The sequence below is a fragment of the Paenibacillus alkalitolerans genome, assembly GCF_016482785.1.
Lineage (GTDB): Bacteria > Bacillota > Bacilli > Paenibacillales > YIM-B00363 > Paenibacillus_AE > Paenibacillus_AE alkalitolerans.
On the sequence record NZ_JAEMXM010000032.1, the window covers coordinates 1 to 9629 of the forward strand.

The 9629-nt window shown below is 52.7% G+C and carries 12 protein-coding genes and 1 rRNA gene; 12 read left to right on the forward strand and 1 reads right to left on the reverse strand.

All coding sequences use genetic code 11. The features are described from left to right. Positions 1-122 precede the first annotated feature (122 nt). Positions 123-239: ribosomal RNA gene (gene rrf, locus JET16_RS27595) — 5S ribosomal RNA — on the forward strand. A gap of 390 nt (positions 240-629) precedes the next feature. Then, positions 630-1439 (forward strand): alpha/beta hydrolase, encoded by an 810-nt coding sequence (locus JET16_RS27600; protein WP_199623818.1) that lies wholly within the window; start codon positions 630-632, stop codon positions 1437-1439. 24 nt (positions 1440-1463) lie between these two features. Here the strand turns inward: JET16_RS27600 and JET16_RS27605 are convergent, their stop codons facing one another. Continuing rightward, positions 1464-1997, reverse strand: a complete 534-nt coding sequence (locus JET16_RS27605) for a hypothetical protein (protein ID WP_199623821.1) — start codon at positions 1995-1997, stop codon at positions 1464-1466. 167 nt (positions 1998-2164) lie between these two features. Here JET16_RS27605 and JET16_RS27610 point away from each other — a divergent pair, with 167 nt between their 5' ends. The 10 genes from JET16_RS27610 to rsmI all read left to right on the forward strand — a co-directional run bounded on the left by JET16_RS27610 (position 2165) and on the right by rsmI (position 9556). Further along, complete coding sequence (locus JET16_RS27610) at positions 2165-2365, forward strand: sigma factor G inhibitor Gin (protein WP_199623824.1); 201 nt, start codon at positions 2165-2167, stop codon at positions 2363-2365. Between the two features lie 133 nt (positions 2366-2498). After that, the gene (locus JET16_RS27615) at positions 2499-4028 is read left to right on the forward strand and encodes an aminotransferase class I/II-fold pyridoxal phosphate-dependent enzyme (RefSeq protein WP_233532360.1); all 1530 of its coding nucleotides are present in this window, start codon (positions 2499-2501) and stop codon (positions 4026-4028) included. Positions 4029-4047: 19 nt separating this feature from the next. Then, positions 4048-4692: a dTMP kinase gene (gene tmk / locus JET16_RS27620; RefSeq protein ID WP_199623827.1), complete on the forward strand. Its 645-nt coding sequence runs from the start codon at positions 4048-4050 to the stop codon at positions 4690-4692. 34 nt (positions 4693-4726) lie between these two features. Then, positions 4727-5056: a cyclic-di-AMP receptor gene (locus JET16_RS27625; RefSeq protein ID WP_199623830.1), complete on the forward strand. Its 330-nt coding sequence runs from the start codon at positions 4727-4729 to the stop codon at positions 5054-5056. Positions 5057-5087: 31 nt separating this feature from the next. After that, entirely contained in the window at positions 5088-5534 is a 447-nt protein-coding gene (locus JET16_RS27630; protein WP_325176791.1) for a YaaR family protein, read from the forward strand. Between the two features lie 21 nt (positions 5535-5555). Further along, complete coding sequence (holB, locus tag JET16_RS27635; RefSeq protein ID WP_199623832.1) at positions 5556-6533, forward strand: DNA polymerase III subunit delta'; 978 nt, start codon at positions 5556-5558, stop codon at positions 6531-6533. Between the two features lie 2 nt (positions 6534-6535). Continuing rightward, positions 6536-7351: a PSP1 domain-containing protein gene (locus JET16_RS27640; protein WP_199623834.1), complete on the forward strand. Its 816-nt coding sequence runs from the start codon at positions 6536-6538 to the stop codon at positions 7349-7351. Between the two features lie 45 nt (positions 7352-7396). Further along, positions 7397-7765 (forward strand): initiation-control protein YabA, encoded by a 369-nt coding sequence (locus JET16_RS27645; protein ID WP_325176792.1) that lies wholly within the window; start codon positions 7397-7399, stop codon positions 7763-7765. A 66-nt stretch (positions 7766-7831) separates the two neighbouring features. Then, positions 7832-8611 carry a tRNA1(Val) (adenine(37)-N6)-methyltransferase gene (locus tag JET16_RS27650; protein WP_199623836.1) on the forward strand — a complete coding sequence of 260 codons (780 nt, stop codon included), beginning with the start codon at positions 7832-7834 and terminating at the stop codon, positions 8609-8611. Continuing rightward, positions 8612-9556 (forward strand): 16S rRNA (cytidine(1402)-2'-O)-methyltransferase, encoded by a 945-nt coding sequence (gene rsmI / locus JET16_RS27655; protein WP_199623838.1) that lies wholly within the window; start codon positions 8612-8614, stop codon positions 9554-9556. Positions 9557-9629 lie beyond the last annotated feature (73 nt).

A 9629-nucleotide genomic window follows, 5' to 3' on the forward strand; every position in this document is an offset into this window, starting at 1 on the left:
TGGAATGCAATGGTTGTTCTCAAGTTTCGCATCCGGTTTTCGGGGCACAACGCCCTGTCAACAGCATACACGAGATTTTGCTTCGCAAACTCGGTGGCAGATTTTGCCTCGCAAAACTGCGGTTTGGTGATAATGGCGGAAGGGACCCACGCGTACCCATCCCGAACACGACCGTTAAGCCTTCCAGCGCCGATGGTACTTGGACCGCAGGGTCCCGGGAGAGTAGGACGTCGCCAAGCCAACAACGAGAAAGCGCCTTTGGTTATATGCCAAAGGCGCTTTCTTTGCATTGGGACAGTACAGGCAAATCGAGCAGCAGCAAGATCGTTAGCGGAATTTCTTGTGCTTAACCTGAACAGCAGCGGATACGAATTACAGCTTAGGGAATTTTGTGTGCTAAGTAGCCATTGTTCGAGAGGATATTCATAAGTTTCGGCCATTTTTAAGCACAAAAAATTCCGTTGATTTAATCCGATAACCAAATAAGATGAAGTTTAAATACATAAATTTCCTTTAAACCGTGGGCAAGGCAATGCGATGCGAACATGACGGCATAAAGACTGGGACTCGTCGCAAGACTAGTTTTTGTCTATAATCAGGTAAGGTGAGCAACCTAAGGAGGCGATTCAATGACTGTAAAACCGACACCATTTTTCTCCGCCGCGCTATATGGAAGGAAAACCTGTTACGTGTACCTGCCGCCCGGATATGAATACTCGGAGCAACGCTATCCTGTAATATATTTGCTGCATGGGTTATACGGGTCGGAATCGGACTGGACCCAGAAGGCAGCTGCCGCCGAAACGCTGGATCGCATGATATACGCGTCGGAGCTGCGGGAATGCATCGTTGTGATGCCGAATGACGGCGGACATGCCCACGGGACGTTTTATGCGGACTGGTATGACGGAAGCGGCAATTTCGAACAGTACATCATAGACGATTTGGTTCCATTCATCGATGAAACTTACCGCACGATGCCCGATAACCGAATGAGGGGGATTGCAGGTCTTTCGATGGGCGGATACGGAGCGGTTATGCTGGCTTTGCGGCATCCTGGGCTTTTCGGTGCGGCGGTAAGCTTATCGGGAGTGCTCGGTTCAATCGCCGCGATATATCAAATCGATTTCGACCGTTCGAATTTCGGGCAAATTTTCGGTCCGTTTCGCGGGCCGTATGCGAAACAATACGACCTGCACGTACTTGCTTCCTTGCGAATGAAAGACAAGCACGCGGGGCGCCCCGAGCTTTATTTTAACTGCGGAACGGCTGACTTTCTTTACTCGTATAATGTGGAATTCAACAAATATTTGTCCGGAATCGGATATAAACATAAGTATGAGGAGTTCCCGGGCGAACATACATGGGAATATTGGACAGAGCACTTGCGCGATGCTTTGCTGCACTTTGAGAAGTTTTTCGTCAGAAAGAGCGGTTAGATTGGATGCGGAATTGGATCCTAGCTATGAAACGTACAATGAAAATTCCTTATCCTGAAAGCGTATTAGGAATTCATCACGGCTTCCGGTTCGGAACGCAGCGATGATCCACACCCTCGGCACTGCGGTCCATAAGACGGCGAAGGCAGCGTAAAGAGCTCCCGAATCGTGCAGCCACGCGAAATACAAGCCGGCGGCGCTGCATCCGATCCACATGGTGTGTATCGAGGAAATGCGGAAATATCGAAGCGGTACGGCCTGAACCGGAAAATAACCGATCCAAGGGAAGCTGCCGGTCCAGCGGTAACGAGACGAATATACACTCCACTCCGGCCGGGACCACGACAATGCGCAAACGACGATGAATTCTATAGCCATATATAACAGAACGGCCGCGATCGGTACGACCCAATTCAGTGAGGGAACGAACGCACCGGAAACGATTCCGAACAGCAGCAAACAACTGCCGTGCGAAATGAGCCAGAACGGTTTCGGGCGGACCTTTTTCACTAGCGTATATTGATAGATGACTTTTTCCGCCGCTGATGTGGCTGACACATATTTCACCCCGGATTAGCTTTAAAAATCACTCTTTACAACGGCGATACATACAAATAAGTATGAAACACCGCAAGAAGAAATTATAGCAATTCATTTCCAGAACAAGAGTTTAGGTCATAGACTTCGGGGAATACTGTCTAGAAAAGACACAAAGGGTGAAAGCCATGGAAACTCGGAACCGGGAGCAGGCTGAAGCGGCGCAATGTATTATTTGCGAACAAAAACGTCGCGAAGGCATCACGATTTGCTCCGAATTTATTTGCAGCGACTGTGAGACAGAGATGGTAAGAACAGACGTTAAAGACGCGAAATATCCGTTCTTTATATCGCAAATGAGAAGAATTTGGTATAAGAAGGACGCTTAAGTTTCATAGGACGAACTTTATGACATAGATAGACTTGCCTCCGTTCCCCGTGACGGACGGAGCAGGTCTTTTTTTCTTTACTCCAGCAAGGTAATATTATGATACCACATACAGCTGAGAAAAGGGGAGAGCTATGCCGAGACCGTCTTCCAGAATGAAACAGAATCCGGATGACCGGGCACCGCTTGTTGAAGCTCTCCTTGCCTATGCGGCGCGAAACTCCTCCAGTTTTCACGTTCCGGGCCATAAGAGAGGCGCTTCGTTCTTGGACGATCCGCTCGTCTCGTCTTGGCTTGGCGCCGTCGGCACATTCGATGCCACGGAGCTGCCGGGATTGGACGACCTGCATTCCCCGACAGGGGCGATACGGGAGGCGCAAGAGCTTGCGGCGGAATGCTTCGGTGCGGACCGCACGTACTTCTTGGTCGGCGGGAGCACCGTCGGAAACTTAGCGATGATCGGGGCCGTATGCAAACCGGGCGACATTGTCCTCATGCAGCGCAACGCGCATAAGTCCGCCGTTCACGCATTAATGCTTGCCGGGGGAGGGGCGGTGTTTTTGCCGCCGCATCGTGACGCGGCAAGCGGGTTGTATACAGGTCCGTCGGCCGAACGGATCGACGAGCAGCTTCGCAATTTTCCTGAAGCGAAGGCGGTTTTCGTCACGAATCCCAATTACTACGGCATGAGCATCGATTTGCGTTCCATAGCCGAAACCGCACATAAACACGGAAAACCGCTGCTTGTAGACGAAGCGCATGGAGCGCACTTCGGCCTGCATCCGAAGCTGCCGGCTTCGGCGCTTCAATGCGGCGCGGACGTTGTCGTACAGTCTACGCACAAGATGCTCCCGGCCATGACGATGGGAGCGATGCTGCATGTTCAAGGAGGGCGCGTGGATGCTCGGGTATTGGAGCAGCGCTTGCGCATGCTGCAAAGCTCGAGCCCGTCTTATCCCATACTTGCGTCGCTGGATTGGGCGCGAAGCTCCGTCCACGGCAATCGGAGAGAAGGGGCCTTCCGCAGCGGTCTCGAAGCGGTCCATGCTTTCCGCAATGCGCTCAAGTCGAGCAGCTTCAGGTTCGGCTTTTTGGAATGGGAACCGGCTTCCAGTTACTCCCGGTTGGATCCTTTCAAAGTTGCCGTTTATGATAAAGAAGAAAGATTATCCGGTTTCCGACTGCAAGCGATGCTTGCGGAGCATGGTTGCGACGCGGAGATGGCTGACGAGCGGCATGTTCTGCTTGTTTTCGGTTTGGCATCGTCCTTACAGGACGCGGTTCGCCTTAAATCGGCGTTAGAACAAATTGAATTGCGTTATTGTGCGGAAAAGCAGGAGAAACGACCAAAAACGGCGAATAATAGACCATTATGGCCGAATGCCTCCGGGCAGCCCGTCTTTTTTGATATGGACGGCGTGAGGAAGCCGCCGAACATTACGAGAGAACCGGTTGAAGCGGAGGTTGAGCATTCGGCCGGGGCGCTGTCGGCCGAGATGGTCGTTCCGTACCCTCCGGGTATACCATTATTGTACCCGGGTGAGCCAATTACGCCGGAAGCCGTAACCGCTTTGATCCGATACCGCTCGGAAGGCGCTTCGGTGCAAGGCATACGGGACGAAACGCTTACACGCATTCTCGTTTGGCACGAAAGCGGCATATAGATATAGAAGGGGTCGGCAGATGAGAGGATTGTTTATTACTTTCGAAGGACCGGACGGTTCCGGGAAAACTTCCCAAGTAAAACGGCTTGCAGCGCGCCTGCAGAACACCGGCATTGACGTTGTCATAACGCGCGAGCCCGGGGGGACCGGGATTGGAGACCGTCTGCGTTCCATAGTGCTCTCTCCCGAACACCGCGAAATGGCGGATCAGACGGAGGTGCTCCTATACGCCGCTTCCAGAGCGCAGCACGTCCATCAAGTGATTTTTCCCGCTTTGGAGCGGGGAGCTGTCGTAATTTGCGACCGGTTCATCGACGCAAGCATCGCTTATCAAGGGTACGGTTTGGGCCAAGATCCCGCGCAAGTTGAGGCAATCAGCCGCTACGCCAGTTCCGGTTTGCAGCCGCACCGTACGTACATGCTGGATGTCCCGGTCGAAATCAGCCGCAGCCGGCTGCTTAAACGCTCCGGTGCGGGGGGGAGCGAATCGACGTTGGACCGGATCGAGTTGAAAGATAAAGATTACCACGGACGAGTGAGAGACGCATTCCTGCTGTTAGCCAAAACAAATCCGCACCGCGTGCTTCTTCTGAACGCCGACAGAGCCGAAGAGGAGATCGCGGGGGATATCGCTGCGGATTTCGATCGTTTGCTTAACAAATAATCGATCGCTAATACACTAGCAGGGAGGAATTTGCATGAAGCTTGTAGTTGCCGTAGTGCAGGATAAGGATAGCAACCGCTTGTCGTCCGCATTGATTCAACAGGGCATCCGGGCTACGAAATTAGCCAGTACCGGAGGTTTCTTGCGCGCAGGGAACACGACGTTCATGATCGGTATCGAAGACGAGAGGGTGCAGGACGTCTTGACTGTGATCAAAGCAAACTGCAAGGTGAGGGATCAATTGGTCACTCCGGTGACTCCGATGGGAGGCACGACCGATTCGTACATCCCGTTCCCGGTGGAAGTGCAGGTTGGCGGAGCTGCCGTGTTTATTATGCCGGTCGAGCGCTTTGAGCATTTTTAAGCGAACGATACGATCCGGAGGCGCATACTAGGTGAAAATCGATCCAGGCTGGCGGCCTTTCAACAAGGATACGATGCGCAACGACAACAACCCGAATGCAAATGCCTTGTCCCGCCCGTTCTCCGGCTTCCTTCGCGAAGAACGGGAGGCCGCTACGCAGGAGGAACTGACGCGTAGGATGGAGCTCATTCACCGTCAAGGGGAGCGTCTGGCCCGGTCCATGACCGTTCGGGAGCTTCGCGAGTATAAGCTGCTGGTGAAACGGTTCCTTGAGGACACCGCCCGCAAAGGGGTGGGTTTGCGGGAGACGAGAGGCTGGGATCGCCGCGGCCGTTCCAAACGTTACCAGCTGCTGGAGAAAATCGACGAGACGCTTCTTTCCATGGCGGACGAGCTGCTTCACACCGAAACCGGCAAGATCGAATTGTTGGCCAAGATCGGCGAAATCCGCGGATTGTTGATTAATTTATTTTTTTAAACAAAAATGGAGCGAACATACATGCCTTTCAGCGATATACCCGGACAAGAGCGTGTGAAGACCATACTGCGAACCGCCCTGCGGGACGGCGCTTTGTCTCATGCCTACGTCTTCGAGGGGCAGAGGGGTACGGGACGAAGATCTGTTGCAAGAGCGCTGGCGCAGGCGCTCTTTTGTGTAGAGGGCGGAGGAGATGCATGCGGCGCATGCGTCGAATGCCGCAAGGCGGCAAACGGAAATCACCCTGATGTGTATTGGATCGATGCGGCCGGATCGACGGTTAAAATCGACCAAATACGGGAGCTGCAAAAACAATTTACCTATAAGGCTTCGGCATCCCGCCCGCGTATTTACATTATAGATGAAGCGGAGAAGATGACGCCGCAAGCTTCCAACGCGATGCTGAAGTTTCTGGAAGAACCTGCGTCGCAAATCGTGGCGGTGCTCATAACGGAGAACGGACAAGCATTGCTCCCGACCATATTGTCCCGTACGCAGCGCATAGCCTTCCAGCCGCTGTCCCCCGAAATAATGGAGGAAGCGCTGCTCGCGGAAGGCCACCCGGCGGTGCTCGTTCGGCCCGCGGTCCGGTTATCGGCAGGCTTGGAAACCGCGAGGGAGCTTATCCAGTTAAATTGGTTTGCAGAAACGAGAAATGCAGTGTTACAATTGGCTAAGGAGTCGATTCACGGCTTCTCTGCCGCCATGCTGGCAGGGCAAAGCATTATTTCCAAACAAGAAGTGTCCGAGCATATGGATACATTCTTCGATTTGTTTGCGCTGTGGTGTAAAGACATGGTTCTTTTGCAAAGAAGACAGACCGCGAAGGTCGTATTTATAGACGGAACGGAATGGAGCCAAAGACACGCCGACTCCAAACCGTTTCAGTTGTGGGTCGGCGCTATGGATGAGGCGCTGCGGGCGAAGAAACGTCTTCGCCAACATGCCAATCCCCAACTTGTCCTTGAACGATTCCTATATACGTTGCAAGGAGGATAATAATGGAAGCTTACCAAGTCGTAGGCGTCCGCTTTAAGAAGGCGGGCAAAGTTTACTATTTCGATCCGAGCGATTTGCCTGTCGACGAACAAAACCATGTGATCGTGGAGACGGCTAGGGGCGTAGAATACGGCAAAGTCGTCATTGGGCGCAAGACGGTGCGCGAGAGCGACGTCGTGCTGCCGCTGAAGAAAGTGATCCGCATAGCGGATGTCAACGATGCGAAAGTGGTTGACGATAATAAGACGGCGGCGAAAGACGCATTCGGCGTCTGCGCCGAGAAAATAAAAGAGCACGGCTTACGGATGAAACTCGTCGATGTGGAATACACGTTCGACCGCAACAAAATTATTTTTTATTTTACCGCGGAAGGCCGCGTCGATTTCCGGGAGCTTGTGAAAGACTTGGCGGGAGTGTTCCGGACCAGAATAGAACTCCGGCAAATCGGTGTCCGGGACGAGGCAAAGCTGCTTGGCGGGTTAGGGCCGTGCGGCCGTGTTTTATGCTGTTCATCGTGGCTCGGCGACTTCGAGCCGGTCTCGATCAAGATGGCCAAGGACCAAAACTTGTCGCTGAATCCGACCAAAATCTCGGGTTTGTGCGGGAGATTAATGTGCTGTCTGAAATATGAGCATGACAACTATGAAAGCGTAAAGCAAGAGCTGCCCTCCATCGGAGCTAAAGTCATTACTTCATTGGGAACGGGTGTCGTCGTCAGCTTGAATCCGGAATCCCGCACCGTCAACGTTCGACTCAATGAATCCAGGGGCCGCGTATCCGAATTTCCGCTTGATGACGTCGTGGAGCAAGAAGTATAGAGATAGTCCTATAAAATCGGTTGGCCTTTTTCCAGAGGTGGAGCTGTGGAAGACAGAAAAGAACTGTATGAACAAGTGACGCGCATGGAAGAATCGATGAATCGGGCGGCGGGGGATATGGCCGCTCTGCGTAAGCAAGTGGTGCTTTTGCTTGAAGAAAATAAGAGGCTTGTCATAGAAAACCAGCAATTGCGCAAACTACTCCGGAGAAACGATTCCGTGGGCGATGACGCCGCCGCCGCACTCGAAGACGCCGAGGACTCACTCAAGTCGCAAGGCGCGCCTGTCATCGGCGAAGGATATGACAACTTGGCAAGGTTATATTATGAAGGGTTCCACATTTGCAATGTGTACTACGGGCACCTGCGCACCGAAGGAGACTGCCTGTTTTGTTTGTCTTTCTTTAATAAGTAATTGCAGCCGTAGGACATAGCCGCCCTGCGGTTTTTTTAAATTCATCGGGAGGCTCGCGCCGCATATATGAATGCTCAAGTTGATTTGAAACCGCATGAGCGTATAGACGATTTACTTACCCACGATTTAAAGATCATTCAAAGCGACGATATTTTCAGTTTTTCATTAGACGCCGTGTTGTTGGCCCGGTTTTGTTCCGTTCCTCCGAAGGGACGTATTGTCGATTTGTGTACCGGTAACGGCGTCATTCCGCTGCTTATGTCGACGCGAACGAAAGGATCGATCGTCGGAGTCGAAATTCAGCCGCGGGTGGCGGACATGGCTTCCCGGAACGTTCGACTGAACGGTCTCGATCACCGGATTCAAATGGTATGCGGCGATTTGAAGCAATTCCATCTGACAGCCGGATACGGATCGTTCGATTTGGTTACGGTCAATCCGCCGTACTTGCCTGTTGCCGCCGGAGATCGAAAATTGAATCCGCACGTGGCGGCAGCCCGCCATGAAGTGTATTGCACGTTGGCGGACGTCGCCTCCGCGGCTTCCCGGCTTGTAAAATCCGGAGGGAAAGTTGCGATGGTTCACCGGCCGTCCCGCTTGGCCGAAATCATTTCGGAATTTCGTGCCGTACGGCTCGAGCCGAAGCGTATCAGATTCGTACATCCCCGCTTAGACGAAGAAGCCAATATTGTGTTGATCGAAGCGGCAAAAGACGGAAAGCCGGAGCTCCGGACGCTCCCTCCGTTGATTGTGCATGAATCTGACGGAAGCTATGCGAAGGAACTGTTGGAAGTATATTATGGAAGCAGACAAGCTTTGATCGATACGGACAGAGGAGAATCGTAAATGACGGACGTACAAGTGCAGAAAAGCTTTGCTTCGCAGGATAACGGTTCCTCTGGCCGGAAAGCGGGAATCCTGTATTTGGTAGGGACGCCAATCGGAAATTTGGACGATATGACATACAGGGCGGTTGCCGTATTAAAGGAAGTTTCTTGGGTGGCGGCGGAGGATACACGCCAAACGAGAAAGCTGCTCAACCGTTTCGAAATATCGGCGCGGCTGCTCTCTTATCATGAGCATAACAAAGAAAAAAGCGGATCTTCTATAATATCGAAGTTGCAGGATGGCGAAAGCGTTGCGTTGGTCAGCGATGCCGGCCTGCCCGCAATTTCGGACCCGGGAGTCGATCTTGTGGAGGAGGCGGTGCGCATGAACATTCCGGTCGTGCCGATTCCCGGGCCCAATGCCGCTTTGTCGGCCTTGATCGCTTCCGGATTGCCGACCGAACGGTTTACATTTCTAGGGTTTTTGCCCAGGGAGAAGAAGAAAGCGTCGGCCGTTCTTGAAGAATGGAAGACGCATCAGGCGACAATAGTTTTATATGAGGCGCCGCACCGGTTATTGCCGACCATGCGCTTGCTGCTCGATTCGTGGGGCGACAGGCGCGTTGTGATGGCGCGCGAGCTGACGAAACGGTTCGAGGAATTCACGAGAGGCACCGTCGCTTCGTGTCTCTTGCACTTGGAAGGCACGCCGCCCATCGGCGAATATTGCTTAATTGTGGAGGGAGCTCAAGCCTCCGCATCCGATGAAGCCGCTCCCGAGTGGTGGACCGGGCTTACGCCCGAACAACATGTCGCCCGTTATGAGAAGGAGCACGGGCTTTCACGCAAGGACGCCATCAAGCAAGCGGCTTCGGACCGCAATGTGCCGAAGCGAATTATATATAATGAAGTAAATAAGAAAACCTCTTTCGAGGCCAACTCAACGAAGCAAGACCGCGATTAGCGGAAGGTTTTCTTGCGATTCTAGAATCTTAGAAACTAGCGTCTCTCCAAAAAAAGTATCCTATGGGTTCCGC